Annotated in this window: 19 protein-coding genes; 13 read left to right on the plus strand and 6 right to left on the minus strand. The window is 48.0% G+C overall.

Annotation, left to right across the window (positions count from 1 at the left end):
• Positions 1-4: 4 nt before the first annotated feature.
• Genes tmk through ACO05E_RS16270 form a run of 3 tightly spaced genes read left to right on the plus strand, consistent with a single transcriptional unit; the run spans position 5 to position 2075 of the window.
• Positions 5-664, plus strand: coding sequence for a dTMP kinase (tmk, locus tag ACO05E_RS16260; RefSeq protein WP_419810537.1), 660 nt, complete (start codon positions 5-7; stop codon positions 662-664).
• Entirely contained in the window at positions 664-1683 is a 1020-nt protein-coding gene (gene holB, locus ACO05E_RS16265; RefSeq protein WP_419810538.1) for a DNA polymerase III subunit delta', read from the plus strand. The genes tmk and holB overlap by 1 nt, the downstream gene beginning before the upstream one ends.
• A 44-nt stretch (positions 1684-1727) precedes the next feature.
• Positions 1728-2075 carry a PilZ domain-containing protein gene (locus ACO05E_RS16270; protein ID WP_419810539.1) on the plus strand — a complete coding sequence of 116 codons (348 nt, stop codon included), beginning with the start codon at positions 1728-1730 and terminating at the stop codon, positions 2073-2075.
• Between the two features lies 1 nt (position 2076).
• On the opposite strand, the gene ACO05E_RS16275 is transcribed toward ACO05E_RS16270, so the two are convergent.
• The 3 genes from ACO05E_RS16275 to ACO05E_RS16285 all read right to left on the minus strand — a co-directional run bounded on the left by ACO05E_RS16275 (position 2077) and on the right by ACO05E_RS16285 (position 3889).
• Positions 2077-2343, minus strand: a complete 267-nt coding sequence (locus ACO05E_RS16275; protein ID WP_419810540.1) for a type II toxin-antitoxin system RelE family toxin — start codon at positions 2341-2343, stop codon at positions 2077-2079.
• Between the two features lie 29 nt (positions 2344-2372).
• On the minus strand, positions 2373-2585 hold the full coding sequence (gene relB, locus ACO05E_RS16280) for a type II toxin-antitoxin system RelB family antitoxin (protein WP_419810541.1): 213 nt from the start codon (positions 2583-2585) through the stop codon (positions 2373-2375).
• 104 nt (positions 2586-2689) lie between these two features.
• A complete protein-coding gene (locus ACO05E_RS16285; protein WP_419810542.1) occupies positions 2690-3889 on the minus strand; it encodes an aminotransferase class V-fold PLP-dependent enzyme in 1200 nt (399 codons plus the stop codon).
• An 87-nt stretch (positions 3890-3976) separates the two neighbouring features.
• Here ACO05E_RS16285 and ACO05E_RS16290 point away from each other — a divergent pair, with 87 nt between their 5' ends.
• The 7 genes from ACO05E_RS16290 to ACO05E_RS16320 all read left to right on the plus strand — a co-directional run bounded on the left by ACO05E_RS16290 (position 3977) and on the right by ACO05E_RS16320 (position 12117).
• Entirely contained in the window at positions 3977-6904 is a 2928-nt protein-coding gene (locus tag ACO05E_RS16290) for an insulinase family protein (RefSeq protein ID WP_419810543.1), read from the plus strand.
• Positions 6905-7098: 194 nt separating this feature from the next.
• A complete protein-coding gene (locus tag ACO05E_RS16295) occupies positions 7099-7881 on the plus strand; it encodes a DUF3450 domain-containing protein (RefSeq protein ID WP_419810544.1) in 783 nt (260 codons plus the stop codon).
• Between the two features lie 9 nt (positions 7882-7890).
• On the plus strand, positions 7891-9252 hold the full coding sequence (locus tag ACO05E_RS16300) for a MotA/TolQ/ExbB proton channel family protein (protein ID WP_419810545.1): 1362 nt from the start codon (positions 7891-7893) through the stop codon (positions 9250-9252).
• Positions 9253-9255: 3 nt separating this feature from the next.
• Positions 9256-9789, plus strand: coding sequence for a MotA/TolQ/ExbB proton channel family protein (locus ACO05E_RS16305; RefSeq protein WP_419810546.1), 534 nt, complete (start codon positions 9256-9258; stop codon positions 9787-9789).
• 14 nt (positions 9790-9803) lie between these two features.
• Complete coding sequence (locus tag ACO05E_RS16310; protein WP_419810547.1) at positions 9804-10211, plus strand: ExbD/TolR family protein; 408 nt, start codon at positions 9804-9806, stop codon at positions 10209-10211.
• Complete coding sequence (locus ACO05E_RS16315) at positions 10211-10828, plus strand: energy transducer TonB (protein ID WP_419810548.1); 618 nt, start codon at positions 10211-10213, stop codon at positions 10826-10828. The genes ACO05E_RS16310 and ACO05E_RS16315 overlap by 1 nt, the downstream gene beginning before the upstream one ends.
• A 2-nt stretch (positions 10829-10830) precedes the next feature.
• Complete coding sequence (locus ACO05E_RS16320) at positions 10831-12117, plus strand: tetratricopeptide repeat protein (protein ID WP_419810549.1); 1287 nt, start codon at positions 10831-10833, stop codon at positions 12115-12117.
• A gap of 55 nt (positions 12118-12172) precedes the next feature.
• On the opposite strand, the gene ACO05E_RS16325 is transcribed toward ACO05E_RS16320, so the two are convergent.
• From ACO05E_RS16325 to ACO05E_RS16335, 3 genes are all read right to left on the minus strand, one after another.
• The gene (locus tag ACO05E_RS16325; RefSeq protein ID WP_419810550.1) at positions 12173-13102 is read right to left on the minus strand and encodes a lysophospholipid acyltransferase family protein; all 930 of its coding nucleotides are present in this window, start codon (positions 13100-13102) and stop codon (positions 12173-12175) included.
• Positions 13103-13234: 132 nt separating this feature from the next.
• Entirely contained in the window at positions 13235-14164 is a 930-nt protein-coding gene (locus tag ACO05E_RS16330) for a lysophospholipid acyltransferase family protein (RefSeq protein ID WP_419810551.1), read from the minus strand.
• 131 nt (positions 14165-14295) lie between these two features.
• Complete coding sequence (locus tag ACO05E_RS16335; protein ID WP_419810552.1) at positions 14296-14994, minus strand: VPLPA-CTERM sorting domain-containing protein; 699 nt, start codon at positions 14992-14994, stop codon at positions 14296-14298.
• Between the two features lie 437 nt (positions 14995-15431).
• On the opposite strand from ACO05E_RS16335, the gene rfbB reads away from it, so the two are divergent.
• Genes rfbB through rfbC form a run of 3 tightly spaced genes read left to right on the plus strand, consistent with a single transcriptional unit; the run spans position 15432 to position 17900 of the window.
• The gene (gene rfbB, locus ACO05E_RS16340) at positions 15432-16502 is read left to right on the plus strand and encodes a dTDP-glucose 4,6-dehydratase (RefSeq protein ID WP_419810553.1); all 1071 of its coding nucleotides are present in this window, start codon (positions 15432-15434) and stop codon (positions 16500-16502) included.
• The gene (gene rfbA, locus ACO05E_RS16345) at positions 16492-17367 is read left to right on the plus strand and encodes a glucose-1-phosphate thymidylyltransferase RfbA (protein ID WP_419810554.1); all 876 of its coding nucleotides are present in this window, start codon (positions 16492-16494) and stop codon (positions 17365-17367) included. The genes rfbB and rfbA overlap by 11 nt, the downstream gene beginning before the upstream one ends.
• The gene (gene rfbC, locus ACO05E_RS16350; RefSeq protein WP_419810555.1) at positions 17367-17900 is read left to right on the plus strand and encodes a dTDP-4-dehydrorhamnose 3,5-epimerase; all 534 of its coding nucleotides are present in this window, start codon (positions 17367-17369) and stop codon (positions 17898-17900) included. The genes rfbA and rfbC overlap by 1 nt, the downstream gene beginning before the upstream one ends.
• Positions 17901-17928: the final 28 nt, after the last annotated feature.

Genomic DNA, 17928 nt, shown 5'->3' on the forward strand with positions numbered 1-17928 from the left:
ACATATGATGTATCAAGGCAAATTCATTACCTTTGAAGGTGGTGAAGGGGTGGGGAAATCCACCAATATTCAATTTGCAGCAGAATGGCTGAAAGCCAGAAATATTGATGTGGTCGTGACCCGTGAACCGGGTGGTACTCTGATTGCTGAAACCATTCGTAATCAGTTATTAAAAGCACATCACGATGAACCTATGTCGGATATGGCGGAATTATTATTGGTGTTTGCCGCTCGTGCTCAGCATCTGCAAACCTTAATTGAACCGGCATTGGCGGCTGGCAAGTGGGTGTTGTGTGACCGCTTTACCGACTCGACGCTGGCGTATCAGGGCTATGGCCGTGGTCTGGACACTTCCTTGATCCTGAATTTAAAAGCGCTGGTGCAAAAAGACCTCGAACCACACTGCACGTTTTTATTAGAAGCTCCGCTGGAGTTGGGTATGTCCCGGGCCCGTGGTCGTGCTGATGACGCCGGTGAGCAGGTGGATCGCTTTGAAACCGAACAGCTCGATTTCTTCCGCAAGGTACAGCAGGGTTTCTCCGATTTAGCCAATCAGCATAAGCGTTTTGTTCGTGTTGATGCCGCTTTGCCTTTGGCTGAGGTGCAGCAACAAATTGAGCAGCAGCTGTCGTTAATGTTAGGGCAGTGGGCGGAGCAGCCGTGATGGCAACTGAATCTTCCGCAGTGGCGTCACAACTATTGCCTTGGCAGCAGCCTGTGTGGACTGAGCTGGTTAAGCGTCAGCAACACTCTGGCTTGCCCCATGCGCTGATGTTCAGTGGCATTGCCGGTATTGGCAAACACGAACTGGCGTTGCGGGTTGCGCATTGGTTGTTATGTCAGACTGATGGCGTTGATCAGCCATGTGGCCATTGTCATTCGTGCCAGCTATGGCAGGCGGGCAGCCATCCGGATTTTATGGTGTGCCAGCCAGAAGATAGCAGTCGTCAGATCCGTATCGACAGCATCCGTAAAGTGAATGAATTTCTGGCACAAACACCACAAATCAGCCGTTGTCAGGTGGTGGTGATTCGCCCGGTTGAGGTAATGAACACCAATGCCGCTAATGCGTTATTAAAAACACTGGAAGAACCGGCGGGCGAGAGCTTTTTGTTGCTCGAAGCAGAGCGCTTTGGTTCGGTGTTGCCCACCATTCGCAGTCGCTGTCAGCGGATTCAGCTAGCAGCTCCGGACCCGATCGAGGCGCAGCAATGGCTGGAAACATCGGGCGTGGCGGCAGATCAGGCCATTCAGGCGCTGCGCTATAACCCTCAGGCGCCATTACGGGCAAAGCAATGGCTGGAGCATAACCTCGGCGAACAACAGCAGACCTGGCTGAATCTGTTTGGTCAATGGACGCAGGGCAGTGCGCCACTTGATACAGTGGTGGCCGCGTATACCAAGATGGAGCTGGATGATGTGATTCACTGGTATGCCGGGGTGTTGGCCGATGCGCTGAAAATAACGCTCTCAGTTACCGAAAATCAACTGCTGCATGGCAGTTGGCTGCCACAATTACTTCAATCTGGCGGACGGCTTGCTACCCTGAATAAAACAAAGCTGATAACCTTGCAGCGCTCGGTTCGGGAGATTCAGGGCGGTTTATTATCCGGTGCTGCCCATCATAATAAACAGTTGTTGAATGAGTCCCTGCTGCTGCAATGGCGCGAGCTTGTGCAATAACGAAATAAATAACATTGTCACCAGAATGACAGTCGGGAGATAGAATGAATCCAATGGGTGGTCGCAGCGGTATCCTGTCGCTGACAATCAAGGATAAATCCGTGTTGTATGCCGCGTACATGCCATTTATTACCGATGGCGGCATGTTTATCCCAACCAACAAGCAATATCAGTTGGGTGATGAAGTGTTTATGTTGCTGAAGCTGATGGATGAGCCGGAGAAGATTCCGGTGGCCGGTAAAGTGATCTGGGTTACCCCTAAAGGGGCTCAGGGTAATAAAGTGGCAGGTATTGGTGTGCAGTTCACCGGTGACGACAATATTGCGCGTAATAAAATCGAGACCTTTCTGGCCGGGGCGTTAAAGTCTGATCGGGTAACGCATACGATGTAAGTTATTCGTAAATATCTTTGCGATGCCCAACTCTAAGCACCAATACAATAAATTTATCGTTTTGGATTTGGCCGATTATCCGATAGTTTCGAACCCGGTAGCGCCACAAACCACTCAGCTCATGTGACAGTGGTTTGCCAAAACGGCGGGGGTTTTCTTCGGTGGCGATGCGCTCCCGCAGGTATTTAAGAATTTCCCGCTGGGCTTGTCTATCTAACTTTTTCAGATCTTTAACGGCCGCATCATCAAACTCGACTGTCCATGTCATTGTGTGAATCCATTATCTGCAAGGCCATTTCAGGCGTCGCGGTTTAGTTCCTGCTCCAGTTCGTCCAGCGTCCAGCGCTTGCCGGATTGCTCAAGGCGTGACAGAGCCAAATACTTATCTTCCATCGCATCAAGGTATTCAAGGATGGCTTCACGCGCATAGAAGGTTTTTGTGCGGCCTGTTTTGGCTGCCAGTTCCGCCAGTCGTGTTTCTATCTCGTCGGGGAGTCGAATAGCAAGCATGATGCCTCCTGAGGCTATACATGTATGACACCTATAGCCTATCACTCATGTTTATTTTTGGGTATATCGCGCAGATTAATGGTTTTGGCTATCAGCTCTGGCCATTAGTCCCGGCAAAACTCCAGCATTTCTTCGACCGCTTCCAGTGCATCGTCGAGCGCATCCTGAGTGGTATGGAAGTGTGGTGAGAAGCGAACGCCACCGCCACGGTTGGCACAGATCACTCCGGTTTTCATCAGTGCCTGATACAGCTTCTGGCTGTCGGCACCCCAGAAATGGAAGGTCAGAATGCCGCTGGGGCGCTCGTCTAACAGCGGATTTACGAAGTTGGCTTCCAGCTCAGTCAAGCCCTGCTTCAGGTATTGGACGCGTTCACTGATGGCGTATTCCACTTGTGGTAAACCGGCTTTTAATAACAAGCCGGTGCTGGCTTCCAACGCGTAGCTGGCCAGCAGATTAGGACTGCCACATTCAAAGCGACGGGCGTCGCTGGCTAACTGCCACTCGCGAACATTGTAGTTGCCCATCTCCTCAACCATATGCCAGCCGAATTCACGCACCTGCAGCTGATCCATAATCTCCGGGCGGACATAAAAGAACCCCAGACCTTCTGGCCCCAGCATCCATTTATGGCCGTCAGCCATGGCAAAATCACACAAATTCTCCTGCACCGAAAAGGCTTGTGCGCCAACCGCCTGAATGGCATCAATACAAAACAGCACGCCGTTATCGCGGCAGGCCTGGCCAATGCGATTGATATCCAGGCGTAAGCCACTGGCGTATTGCACTGCACTGATGGACACCAGTTTGGGCTTTTGCGCAATTGCTGTCAGCAGCTCGGCTTCCGGGTCCGAGTAAGGCAGGGCCACTTCAACTACCTTAACGCCCTGGTTTTGCAACGACTCCCAAACGATGCGATTGCTGGGAAATTCCTGATCGGAAATCACCACCACATCACCGGCTTGCCAATCCAGACCATAAGCAACAAACGAAAGCGCCTCGGAAGTGTTTTTGACCAGTGCCACACTGCCTTTGGGCGCATCGATTAATTGTTCCAGATTACGCTTCAGTGACTTCTCAACCTGCATCCACTCGGGGTAGTGAGACGCGCCCATGGCAACGTTCTCGGCTGCAAAGTTAGCTACTGCTTTGCGGGCAGACTCTGGCCAGGGAGCAACCGCAGCATGATTCAGGTACATACATTCGTCGTTAACCGGGAACTCTGCACGCCAATCGAATTGGTTGTTATTGGTTTGATTGTTTCCACTACCGGTTGGATTGTTGTTAGCACTGGAATGCGTCATTTCATGGCCCTTGATTGAGTCTTTATCGTTAATCGTTACCTTTCTGCTAAGATACCCGAAATTTAAGAAATAATTGATAGAGAAGTTATGTCTGATCAAAACTGTTCTGGTACAAGTCATCCGGCCTTTCGTCTGATTGATTCGACGGTGGTTGAGTCTCTGAATCTGACCGTTCATCATTTTGAACATCAGAAGACCGGTGCAGTGCATTATCACCTTGAGTCTGATCATGATGAAAAGGCCTTTTTAGTAGCCTTGCGCACCATGCCACACGACTCAACCGGGGTGGCGCATATTCTTGAGCATACGGCCTTATGCGGCAGTGAAAAATTCCCGGTACGCGATCCGTTTTTTATGATGACGCGGCGCTCGCTAAACACCTTTATGAACGCCATGACCAGCTCAGACTGGACGGCTTACCCGTTTGCTTCACAAAACCTTAAAGACTTTAACAACCTGCTGGACGTGTACCTGGATGCGGTGTTTTTCTCACGTCTGGACCCGCTGGATTTTGCTCAGGAAGGTCACCGGGTTGAATTCAGTGAAGAAGGCAATAAAGCCTCATCGCTGGAATATAAAGGCGTTGTCTTTAATGAGATGAAAGGTGCAATGTCATCGCCGGTCAGCCAGTTATGGCAGGGCATTTCCAGCTATTTATTCCCGACCACCACCTATCACTACAACAGTGGTGGTGAGCCTGCGGATATCACCGACTTGAGCTATGACGAGTTGCTGGCGTTTTATCAAACCCATTATCACCCGTCTAATGCCATCTTTATGAGCTTTGGTGATCTGGATGTGTTGGATCTGCAGCAAAAAATGGATGAGCAGGCGCTGTCACGCTTCGAGCGTCAGCAAAAACAATGGCGTGTTGCCCCTGAGAAGCGCTATCCGGCACCGATTGCGGTCGAGCAGGCCTATGGTGTAGACGGCGATGACTTATCTGCAAAAACTCACCATGTGATGGGTTGGTTGCTGGGCGATTCCACCGATCTGGATGCTCAGTTAGAGGCCAATCTGCTCAGTCAGATTTTATTGGATAACAGTGCGTCACCGTTACGCCGTGCGCTGGAGCAAACCGATTTGGGCGGCTCGCCTTCACCTTTGTGTGGTCTGGAAGATTCCAACCGTGAAATGAGCTTTATGTGTGGCATCGAGGGTAGCGAACCAGAGCAAGCACAAGCGCTGGAAACTCTGGTACTCGATACGCTGCAGCAGGTTGCTGAACATGGTGTGGAGCGCTCAATGATTGATGCCGCCTTGCATCAGCTGGAGCTGCATCAGCGTGAAATTGGCGGTGACCATTATCCTTATGGATTACAGCTGATCTTTAACGCCATTCCGGCGGCAACCCATTACGGTGATCCGGTCAGTCTGCTGAATCTGGACCCGGCATTGGAGCGCCTGAAACAAAAAGCCGCTGCCGATAACTTTGTTCAGGACGCGGTACAGCGTTTGTTGCTGAATAACCGCCATCGGGTTCGTTTTACCCTGAAACCGGATGCTCAGTTAAACGAAGAGGCCCAGCGCCTTGAGCAGCAACGACTGCAGGATCATTTGGCGGCGCTGAATGAGGCCGAGAAAGACATCATTGTCGAACTAACTCAGGCATTAAAAGAGCGTCAGGCGCAGCAGGATGATCCGGGTGTTTTACCTCAGGTGACGCTGGAAGATGTTAAGCCGGAATTAAATCATGTTGCGCCAACCGCTGAACATTCAGCGAATGAGCAGCTGCCGGTCAGTGAATATCAGACCGGTACCAATGGCATTTTATATCAACAGCTGTTGCTGGATTTGCCAACGCTGAGCCATGAACAGTTAACCTGGCTGCCGTTTTTCAGCCATGCCTGGACCGAAGTGGGCGCAGGCAATAACGACTACCTGGCTCAGCAGCAAAAACAAACCGCGCTGGTGGGCAGTTTGTCGGCTTATGCCTCAATCAAAGGTCAGGTAGACGATTGCAATCAGCTGCAAAGTTATCTGGTGATGACGGGCAAGGCACTGGCAAACAATGCCGATGCCTTTAGTGCTCTGAATCGCGAAACCTGGCAGCAAGCGCGCTTTGATGAAGATAAGCGTTTGCTGGATTTATTAACCCACGCGACGTCTCGTAAACAACAGGGCATCACCGGCTCTGGTCATGCGTTAGCCATGTCGCTGGCGGCGTCACCCATCAGTCTGGCGGCTAATGTTGCGAATGAATTGGGCGGTATGCCGCAGGCCTTGCGCCTGAAGCAGCGCCTGGAGCAGGCTCAGCAAAATCCGGCCTTGATTGGTGAAGCATTGTCAGGTCTGTATCAACAATTATCCGACCCGCAACAGGCTTTACTGGTGCATGATGAAAATCACGCTCAGGCACACCTGAGCAGTGTCGCTGATCAGTGGGCGTCGGTATCGGCAAGTACTGCGGGTGCCTTTGAATGGCAAATGCCAGAGCAGGAAGCAGCGCGTTATTGGATGGTGGACTCGCAGGTTAATTTCTGTTCCCTGGCTCTGCCAACGGTCACTCTGGATCACGAGGATGCGGCAGCGCTGGCAGTGGCTGGTGGTATTTTGCGTAATGGCTTCCTGCATACTGCAATTCGTGAGCAGGGCGGTGCTTATGGTGCCGGTGCATCTCAGGATTCAGCGCTGGGCTGTTTTAAATTCTTCTCTTATCGCGATCCACGGGTTGAAGGCACCTTTGCTGACTTCCGCCAGTCGGTTGACTGGTTATTACAGCAGCCGACCAGTGACGATCTGATTGAGCAATCAGTGTTGGGAATGATTGGTAGTATGGATCGCCCGGGTTCTCCGGCCGGTGAAGCCAAGCAAGCCTTCCATCTGGATAAAACCGGCCGTACCCGCATGATTCGTCAACAATTCCGCGAGCGTATGTTGCGGGTTAGCTGGGATGATGTAGTTCGGGTAACCGAGCAGTACCTGAAAAATCAGTCTGGCTATTCTGCGGTTATTGCACCCAAAGGCACACATACCATTGCTGAAGGGCTTGGCTTAAAAGTAGCCGAATTCTGAAGGCCTCTGTCTTATTGGCATTAGCCTGATCAATATTGGTCTGAACGGTGTTAGCCGAATAGGAATAGGTGTTAGTTAACGATTGATACGAGTCTCAGGTTTTAAATGAGAACTCGTATCAATTGTGTTTCTAATCGCGAGGCGGCATAATGCTGCCCCATTTTTTACGCTTCTCTATTTCAATGGAAACCGCTATGCGAGCGAAGGTTTTTAAACCCCAGGCGCTGTATCTGACTGCCTTGTTTACCTCTTTAATGGCACTATCGCCGATGTCGATAGCCGATGCACTTTCTGACAGCGAAGCCACTATTGCTGCCAGCGATACCAGTGGTAGCCGCAGCCAGAAGAAAGTGGAGCGTCTGGATGATCAGTCTCAGCGTTTATTAAACGAATACCGCCAGATCAAAGCAGAAGCGGATCAGCTGCGGTTATACAACGAGCAAATGACTCGTATCGTTGATAGCCAGGAACAGGAGTTGGCGTCGCTGGATCGTCAGATTTCTGAAATTGAGCGTACAGAGCAGGGCGTGCTGCCGCTGATGTTACGCATGCTGGATAACCTGGAAGGCTTTGTTGAGCTGGATACACCGTTTCTGCCGAATGAGCGTGAAGCTCGGGTCGCGTTATTAAAAGACATGATGTCACGTGCGGATGTGACCATCTCAGAAAAATTCCGCCGGGTATTAGAAGCGTATCAGGTGGAAGTGGATTATGGCCGCAATATTGAAGCCTATCGGGGCCAGCTTGATAACGTCGCTTACGATTTTCTGCGCATCGGTCGTGTGGCGTTATATCGCTTAAGCAACGATGGCACTCAAGCCTGGATCTGGGATCGCAACACACGTGACTGGAATGTGCTTGATGCGGCTTATCTGCAGGATTTACGCAAAGCATTAAAAGTTGCGCAACAAACGGCTGCGCCTGAGTTATTAACCCTGCCGATGCCGGTTGTGCAGCGCACAACAACCGCTCAATAAGGAAGACCAATGAATATCGTAAAAACACTAGTTGCGTCTTTTTCTTTGCTGCTGATTGCCAGTATTTCCCAGGCTGATTCTCAACAGGATGATCTGAATGCCTTGTTGAATAAGGCCAGTGCTTATCAGACGGCTGAAAATAAAATCAACGCGGCGCGTGAGGCGGCCTTTAAAAAAGATGTTGCCGCACAAAAAGCGCTGTTAGCTAAAGCACGTGCCGAGCTGAAAAAGCAGCAACTGCGGGCAGAGCAATTAAAAAATTCGTTCGACAGTAATGAAATTAAACTGACGGAAAAAGAAGAAGAGCTGCGTCTGCGGGTTGGCAACCTGGGAGAAATGTTTGGTGTTGTTCGCCAGGTGGCAACCGATTTACAAACGGTGTTATCCGACAGCTTAACTTCGGTGCAGATTAAAGAACGCAAAGCCGATCTGGAAAAGCTGGCAGAAGCCAAAGAACTGCCCAATATTGCTGAGCTGGAAGACTTATGGTTTACGCTGCAGCAGGAAATGACACTGAATGGTCAGGTTGTTTCGTTTGATGCCAATGTGATTGATGCTCAAGGTCAAAAAACCCAACAAACCATTACCCGAGTGGGTGTGTTTAACGCCATTAATGAGTCGGGTTATCTGACTTACGACAGTGAACTGCAGCAGCTGGGTGAGTTAGGTCGTCAGCCGCAAGAAGCCGGTTTTATTGGCGGCTTCTTAAATAATGCAACCGGTGTTGCGCCGTTTGCGCTCGATCCAAGCCGCGGTGCTCTGGTTAATCTGACACTGGAAAATCCGGATCTAATCGAGCGGGTCAAACAGGGCGGTGAAGTTGGTTTTATTATTATTGCTCTGGGTGTTTTAGGTTTGCTGTTAGCGCTATGGCGTTTGATCTCTTTATTCAGCGTTGCGCAAAAAGTGAAAAAGCAACAGCAGCAATTGGATCAGCCGAATAACAATAATCCATTAGGCCGGGTATTACTGGCTTATGGCGAATTGCCGGACACCATTGAAGCTGAAGTGCTGGAAGCCAAAATGGATGAAGCGGTTTTGCGTGAATTACCAGCGTTGGAGTTGGGTCAGTCAATTATTAAATTGTTTGCCGGTATTGCGCCTTTATTGGGGCTGCTGGGTACAGTAACCGGCATGATCGCTACCTTTCAGGCGATTACCAATTTCGGAACGGGTGATCCTAAACTAATGGCATCCGGTATTTCTCAGGCATTAATTACAACCGTTTTAGGTCTGGTTGCTGCCATACCATTATTGCTGGCGCATAACGGTGTTGCTTCTCAAAGTAAGCGCCTGATTCAGCTGCTGGACGAACAGTCTGCCGGACTGATGGCGCAGCGTTTAGAAAAAGAAGCCAAAAAGGTTCAGTAACGGATGTTCGCAAGCAGCAACATAAATGGGCCGTTGCAATGGCTGGCTGATTTTATGGCGCAGGGTGGCCCGGTGCTGTATGGCATCCTGTTGCTCAGCGTATTGTTGTGGTCGTTAATTCTTGAGCGTCTTTGGTTTTTCTATATTGATATGCCAAAGCAAAACAAAAAATTGGCGGCCAGCTGGCAACAGCGCAGCGACCATAACAGCTGGACAGCACGTAAAATCCGCAGCGCGATGATCAGTCGCCAACAGCAGGCCGCCAATACTTTTTTATCGACGGTCGGTATGTTGATTGGCATTTGTCCGTTAATGGGACTGCTCGGCACGGTGTGGGGCATGATCAGCGTATTTGATGTGCTTGCGATCACCGGCACCGGTAATGCCCGCGCCATGGCGAATGGTATTTCTCAGGCGACCATTCCAACGATGGCAGGACTGGTTGTTGCTCTGACTGGTTTGTATTTTCGCACCCGATTTAAGCGTTTAAGTGAACGTGGTGTTCATCAGCTGGCTGACCAGCTGCCAACGGATTAACAAGGCATTTTTATATGGCTCGACGTCATACTGATAATGATACAGACGGAAACGATATCGATATTACACCGATGCTGGATATCGTTTTTATCATGCTGATCTTTTTTATTGTTACGACTTCTTTTGTGAAAGAAAGTGGCGTATCGGTGAATCGCCCGAGTGCACAAACGGCGGAAGAGAAAAAAGGCAGTAATATTCTGGTAGCGATTCGCGCTAACGGTGAAATCTGGATCGACCGACGTGCTATTGATGTGCGCGCCGTGCGGCCGAATATTGAACGTATGAAAGCAGAAAACCCGGAAGGTGCGGTGATTATTCAGGCGGATGAATTTTCGCCAACCGGATTGCTGGTGAAAGTGATGGATCAGATTCGTCTGGCTGGAATTCACGATATTTCGATTTCGGCTGAGGCTGCTGATTGATGCGCTTGTTAGTGGCTTTTGTGATTGCTGGTGGAGTGAGTCTGGCGTTATTTTTTGCCATGCACAGCATGGTGTCTGGTTCTGCAGATTTAAAAAAAGAACGCACAGAATCGACCTTTCTGGATTTTGTCCGCGCTAAGCAAGACACCAAAACCCAGCTGAAGGAACGTCGTAAAAAAGAACCACCAAAACCGAAAAAACCACAGCTGCCAAAAACGTCGGTAACTCAGCAAAATGTGAATATGCAGAAATTGCCATTCACCATGCCGGATGTTCAGACGGATTTGGAACTGAGCAACCAATCTTTCCTGGGGGACGCTTCGGTCGGGCTGGGGTTTGGTGACAGTGATGTGATTCCACTGGTTCGGCAAAACCCGGTTTACCCGGAAAAGGCCAAACGCCGGAAAATAGAAGGCTATGTCACAGCACGGCTGCAGATTAATGCTGACGGCACGGTCGATGACGTGGATATTATTGATGCTCAGCCGCGTGGTGTGTTTGAACGTGAGGCACGTCGCGCCTTGTTTAAATACAAATTTAAACCACGCCTGCAAGATGGGCAGCCCGTTCCTCAGGTTGCTACTCAAACACTCGAATTTAAGTTGAGTGGTCGCTGAATATGAAACAACTTTTGATTCGTTTATCTCATTCTTTTACTGGGTTACTTTTTTCTGGCCTGTTTTCGTTGTCGGTTATGGCTGCGGATACCTCCATTTCTCCGGCGACTTACGAAGCGCTGAATGATGTGCAGGAGTACCTGCAGCAAGAAGATTATGTCCAGGCTCAGGAAGTCTTAGATAAGCTGGTGAATAAGCTGAAACCATCTTTTGGTTTGGCGTTGGCTCATCAGTTATATGGTCAGCTGTATCTGACTCAGGAGAATACCCCTGCGGCTATCCAGCAGTTTGAAAATGCGTTAAAACTGGATGTTTTTGCTGTTGGTCAGGAATCGGCTCTGGCGACCAATGTGTCACAATTGTATTTAAGCATTGAAAAAACCGAGCAGGCGATTGCTGCACTAAAAACCCGTTTGCCAAAGCTGTTGCAAGCCGAACAAAAACTGCTGAAAAAACAAAAGAAGCAGGATCAGGGCAAGTATCCGATTAAACCTATTGCGTTTGCCACGCTAGGCATGGCGTATCATGTTAAGGGTGATTACCAGAATGTGATTGCCTGGGTGCCTAAGGCATTGGAGCGAGAGCAACAATCCGGCAATCATCCTAAAGAAAACTGGTTGCAGATTCTGGCGCTTGCCTATTACGAGCGTAAGCAATATCAAAACGCGGCTGATACCCTGAAGCAGTTGATTGCGATTAAACCCGATAATGAAGATTACTGGGTGCAACGAGCTTCGATGTTTCAGTTATTGGAGCAGCCTGCAAATACCTTAAAAGTACTTGAGACAGCTTATGCCTCGGATAAACTGACAAAAGAACAGAATGTGCTGTTATTGGTGCAGTTGTTAATTAATCAAGGCATTCCGGAGCGGGGTGCACGAATCCTGAAGCAGCAATTAGCGGCTGAAAACATCAAAATAACCGAATCAAACTGGCGTTTGTTGGCCTCGGCCTGGCAATTAAGCCGTCAGCGTCAGGATGCCATTGTTGCGCTATCTCAGGCATCGCAAGTGGTTGATGATGGTTCGTTATTATTACGCGCAGCTCGCTTAGCAGTGCAGGATAATCGACATGCTCAGGCAATAAAATTATCGCAACAGGCCTTGGATAAAGGTTTGGACGATCAGGATAAGGCCAATGCGTTATTACTGGCTGGCAGTAGTTATTTTGAACAGCAGGATTACCAGAGTGCCCGACGCTACTTCCAAAAGGCACTGAAGCAAGCGGATTCGGCTACCTCAGCAAAAACCTGGCTGGATTATATCGCTACGGTTGAAGAGTATCTGTAACGACCGTTACGCCTAATTCATTTAATAAAATCACTTATTTAATAGAACCACTTAATTAATAAAACTTAGGCTCACCTGGCGGGCGTTTTTTAAAGCGTTTATGCACCCAAAAATATTGTGACGGGTGCATGCGCACCGCCTTTTCTAACTCCTGATTCCACATCTCACAATCTTTTTGAGGGTCTTCACCGAAATTCTCAAGAGGTTTGCTGACTTCTATTTCAAACACACCATTTTCCAAACGGTGCATCCGCAGAAATACCACAACCGCATTGCTGCGGCGCGCAATAAGGGTTGGCATCGCCAGGTTGGCTGCCTGAATGCCAAAGAAGGGTGCAAACAGGGTGGAGGCTTTGCTGAAATTCTGATCGCAGGCATACCAGGCAACCTGACCACTTTTAATCCATTTAATCAGATCCTTTCCCTGGTCTTTACTGAACCCACGGGCATTCTCACGGTTACGGCCATTGACAATCATGCGGTCAATTACGGGGTTATCATGCGGGCGGTACATATAAGCAAGTCGCTTCTCGCCATCCAGCTGATCGACAACCAGTGGCAAGTTAAAGTCAATGGCGGCAAAGTGTCCGCCCATCATTAACACACCCTGGCCGCGACTGAGTGGCTCAAGCAGATTCTCAATTCCGATGATGTTCGCTTTCTGGATGTAAGGCTGCATGTCGCCCCACCAGGCGTGGGTGCATTCCAGCGCTCCAATTGCCATTTGTTGCATGTTTGCTTTAAGTAATGCTTCGATTTTTTCAGGTGCTTTCTGGGGAAAACAGGCGCTGAGATTCTTACGGCCAATCTTAGTACGACCCTTCATCGTACGGTACAGTAGTGTCCCCAGCGCTTTACCGAGGGTGTGCTTTGTGCTGAGAGGTAATAAGGAGATAAGCCACATAAAAAACACAACGAGCCATGCGCCCCAGTATTGAGGTTTGAGCATGGTCGTCTGGAAAGGGATATGATGATTGACCTTCATGTTATGAATCACAATATTCAGCGTTTAAATTGCACAGCATAATATCTGAATATTGCGGATGAAAGTCTTGCCTGACGGCAACAGTGTGTTACTGATCAGGCATTGATTCTGATTGATTGCTCTGTGCTTTGATTAGTAAAACGGAGCTTCACCGGGAGGACGTTTTTTAAAGCGTTTGTGTACCCAAAAATACTGGCTTGGGCGCATCCTTACCGCTTTTTCCAGCTCTTTATTCCAGGCTTCGCAGTCTGCCTGAGGGTCTTCGCCAAAGTTGGCTAACTCATCGCTGATTTCAAACTCATAGCCGCCATTTTCCAATCTATGCATACGCATAAAAACGACCGCAGCACCGCTTTCTTTGGCAATCCAGGAGGGGGTTGAAATATTGGCTGCCTGCACACCAAAGAAGGGCGCAAAACGATCTGAGCTTTTGCTGAAATTCTGATCGCAACCGTACCAGGTCATGCCGCCGTCTTTCAGGAACTGAATCATGTCTTTGAGCTGGCGTTTGGTAAAACCCATCACATCGTGGCGATTGCGGCCATTTACGATCATACGGTCAATCACCGGGTTGTCGTGTGGACGATACATGTACGCCAAGTGAAAATGATCCGTCACTTTGGCCGCAATCAGCGGAATGATAAAGTCCACCGCGGCAAAGTGGCCACCCATGATCAATACACCGTTGCCTTTGGCCTGGGCTTGAATCAGTTTATCCAAACCAATCACGTTAACGGTTGCGGCATGAGGTTTCATATTTCGCCACCAGGCATGAGGCGCTTCCAGTGCGCCAATGCTCATTTGCTGCATGTTTTCTTCCAGTAAACTCTCAATTTCTTGTGGTGACTTTTCAGGAAAGCAGGCACTGAGGTTTTTGCGGCCAATACGAGTTCTGGATTTCATATGGCGATACAGCAAGGTGCCGATTTTCTTACCAAAGTATTGTTTGGTTGACAGTGGCAGCCAGGCGATTAGCCACATTGTCAGCACAACCAGCCAGGCTCCGATGTATTTAGGCTGGAGTAAGGTCTTAGAGACAGGAATCAGATTGTTGTATTTCATTATTGTTGTTGGTGTCGCGCTTATATGGAGATTAAGCGCGGTATTGTATCAAAGATGAAGTGCTGAAAGGTACTGGCGAACAACCATAAAAAAGGCTCCATGAAGGAGCCTTGAGTTAATAATGCCAGAAATCAGCTCTTGCGCTTATAGCGAGTTAAGCCAAAACCGAGCAGGGCAGAACCAAACAGCCAGGCAGCGGCTGGCAGAGGTACCGGTGAGATTTGACGCATAGCAATGATAATGTCGTCATAATCAGCATCATTCCAGCCCCATTTAGTGCGTTCATTATCATTGAAGCCAACAATAATGGTGCCTTCGGTCAGAATCGTACTGTAAGGCAGGTAGCTGAGGGATAAAGAATCTTCTGTTAATTGGAATACATCAAATGCATCTGTGTTGGTATACGGGTTTAGTGGGATACTTTCGCTGGAGGCGCCATATTTCCAGTAACCATCATAATCTTCAAAATAAAGGTTTTCGTTGTTATCAAAGTCGACAGAGATCCAATGGCCCCAGTTGCTGATATCAAGTGTTGTGAATGTGGTTTCTTGTTCATTACCTACATACTTGTTAAAGGCCGTTCCGTAAGTGTCACTTTCATCGGTTGAGGCAGTGTTGGGGTTGGCAGATTCAAAAGCAATTGCAGTGAATTCCCATTGGCCTTCGAATGTAAAGCCCGGATCTATGTTTGTGTAAGAATCTTCAGCAAAGTAATTTGTATCGTCGAGAAAATTAGTTATGTGGCCAATGTGGTAAGGAAGTGCACCGGCAGATGCCAGAGCTGGTGTCATGGCTGTGACGATTGCTACTGATTTAATAAAAGATTTCATATAGGTAGTCCATTATTGGTTCTGTGATCTGGTTCACACTATACATGGAATGTGCCAATTATTTTTTTTGTATATAAATCATATATTTAAGTGATTTTTAAAGCGTTTTCTAATGCTGCTTGTTAAATATATCGACATCTTTGAGTTGATCGAGTTGGAAAACCTTACATTCTTTTGGTTTTGCGATTTTTATTGCTGTTTTATTAAATCGAAAAATAAAAAACAACCCAATGTAAGTTTGTGAAATTCAAAGAAATAAGGTTCAATACTACTGAATTAAATTATGAATTAGGAATGATTTTTAACAGCGGCCTGGGAAGTGAACAATCAGAATGTTGAATTTGTACGTTCAATAATGGCCGCCAAACTACAGAAAGTACTTTTGCAGAAATTTTTGTGAAAGACTGCACTTAACTCATTTAACATCATGGACGAGCATGAGAATTTTAGTAACGGGTGGAGCTGGCTTTATTGGCAGTGCTGTTGTTCGCCACCTGATCAATCATACTGAACATCATATTATCAATCTGGATTTGCTGACCTATGCAGGCAACCTCGAATCACTTGAGGGTGTGTCGGATTCAGAGCGCTATTGCTTTGAGCAAGCCGACATCTGTGATCTCACCAGTTTGCAAAGTATATTCGCTCGACACCAACCTGATCGCATCATGCATCTTGCAGCAGAATCCCATGTTGATCGTTCAATCGAAGGTCCGGGGCAATTTATTCAGACGAATGTCATTGGAACCTTCAATTTACTACAAGCTTCTTTGGCGCATTACACAGGTTTGAATGAGACAGAGAAAGCCGATTTCCGTTTTCATCATATTTCTACCGATGAAGTTTACGGAGATTTGCACGGCCTTGATGATCTGTTTACGGAAGAAACACCTTATTCGCCAAGCTCACCTTACTCTGCAAGTAAGGCCAGCTCTGACCACCTGGTCAGGGCTTGGCAACGAACCTATGGGCTCCCTTGTTTGATAACCAATTGTTCAAATAACTACGGGCCTTATCATTTCCCTGAAAAGCTGATCCCTCATGTCATTTTAAATGCTCTGGCTGGGAAACAACTGCCTGTTTACGGTGATGGTATGCAGATCCGTGATTGGTTATTTGTTGAAGATCACGCCCGAGCACTTTGCACGGTGCTGTTTAGTGGCGAGGTGGGTGAGACTTACAATATTGGCGGTCATAATGAAAAGACCAATATTGAGGTCGTTCGCTCGATTTGCGCTTTATTAGAAGAATATGCCCCGTTAAAGCCGGAAGGAGTGGCTAACTACTCTGATCTGATCACCTTTGTTAAGGATCGACCTGGTCATGATGTGCGTTACGCCATCGATGCAAGCAAAATTGAACGTGAACTGGGCTGGACACCGGAGGAAAGCTTTGAAACCGGATTGCGTAAGACAGTGATCTGGTATTTAGAAAACAAAAATTGGTGGCAGCGTGTATTAAATGGCGATTATCGCCTGCAGCGTATAGGAGCAAGCCATGAGTTATAAAGGAATTGTGCTGGCAGGAGGATCTGGCACTCGCCTGCACCCCATCACTCAAGGCGTATCTAAGCAGATGCTGCCTATCTACGATAAGCCGATGATCTATTATCCTATTTCGGTATTGATGCTGGCCGGTATTCGCGAAATTCTGATTATTTCTACTCCGGATGATTTGCCCAAATTTCAGACCTTACTGGGAGATGGTAGTAGTTTTGGTGTTGATTTTTCTTACGCTGTTCAACCGAGTCCGGATGGGCTGGCCCAGGCATTTTTGATTGGTGAATCTTTTATCGGAGATAGCTCTGTTAGTCTGGTATTGGGAGATAATATTTTTTATGGGCAGCATTTTTCCGATAAGTTGATATCAGCTGCATCACGTACAGCAGGAGCCACTGTATTTGGATACCATGTTAAGGATCCGGAAAGGTTTGGTGTTGTTGAATTTGATGAGCAAGGATTGGCCATTTCTATTGAGGAAAAACCCAAGCAGCCAAAGTCTGAGTATGCCGTTACGGGTCTCTACTTTTATGACAATGATGTAGTCGATATTGCTCGCCAGACTGAGCCATCTCCGCGTGGTGAGTTAGAGATTACCGATGTTAATAATGCCTATTTGCAGCGTGGCGATCTCAATGTTGAGTTGCTAGGGCGCGGCTTTGCCTGGCTGGATACTGGTACGCATGACTCATTACTAGATGCAGGACAGTTTGTGCAAACCATTGAGCACCGTCAGGGACTCAAAGTGGCTTGCCTGGAGGAGATTGCGTTCCGTAAGGGTTGGATTACGGCTGATAAGCTTGCTGAACGTGGTGATTATTTGCAGAAAACTGGCTATGGCCAATATTTACTTAGTTTGTTGAAGGGCAAGTAATGAATGTTATTGAAACATCCATTACGGATGCTGTAGTGATTGAGCCGCGGGTTTTTGGTGATGAGCGGGGCTTTTTTCTGGAAACTTTTCAAGCTGATCGCTATCGGGAAGTTGCTGGTATCGATCTTGAATTTGTTCAGGATAACCATTCTCGATCTTCTCATGGGGTCTTGAGAGGATTGCATTATCAAATCCATAAACCCCAGGGGAAGCTGGTGCGTGTTGTCGCCGGTGAAGTCTTTGATGTTGCGGTTGATATTCGGCCAGGTTCTCCAACTTATGGCAAGTGGGAGGGAGTCATTCTTTCGGCTGAAAATAAACGACAGTTCTGGATTCCGCCAGGCCTGGCCCATGGTTTTTTAGTACTTTCCGAATCAGCTGATTTTGAATACAAATGTACAGATTATTATGACCCAACGGATGAAGGTTGTCTGATCTGGAATGATCCGGATATTGCTATTGAGTGGCCGGATATACAACCCTTGCTCTCCGAAAAAGACCAGATGGGGCAGTCATTTAAGGAGCTGAACTAGTGCTTGTGTTCTGTATGGGAGAAGGGGT

The sequence above is a fragment of the Bacterioplanoides sp. genome, assembly GCF_965226395.1.
In the GTDB taxonomy this organism is placed as follows: Bacteria; Pseudomonadota; Gammaproteobacteria; order Pseudomonadales; family Oceanobacteraceae; genus Bacterioplanoides.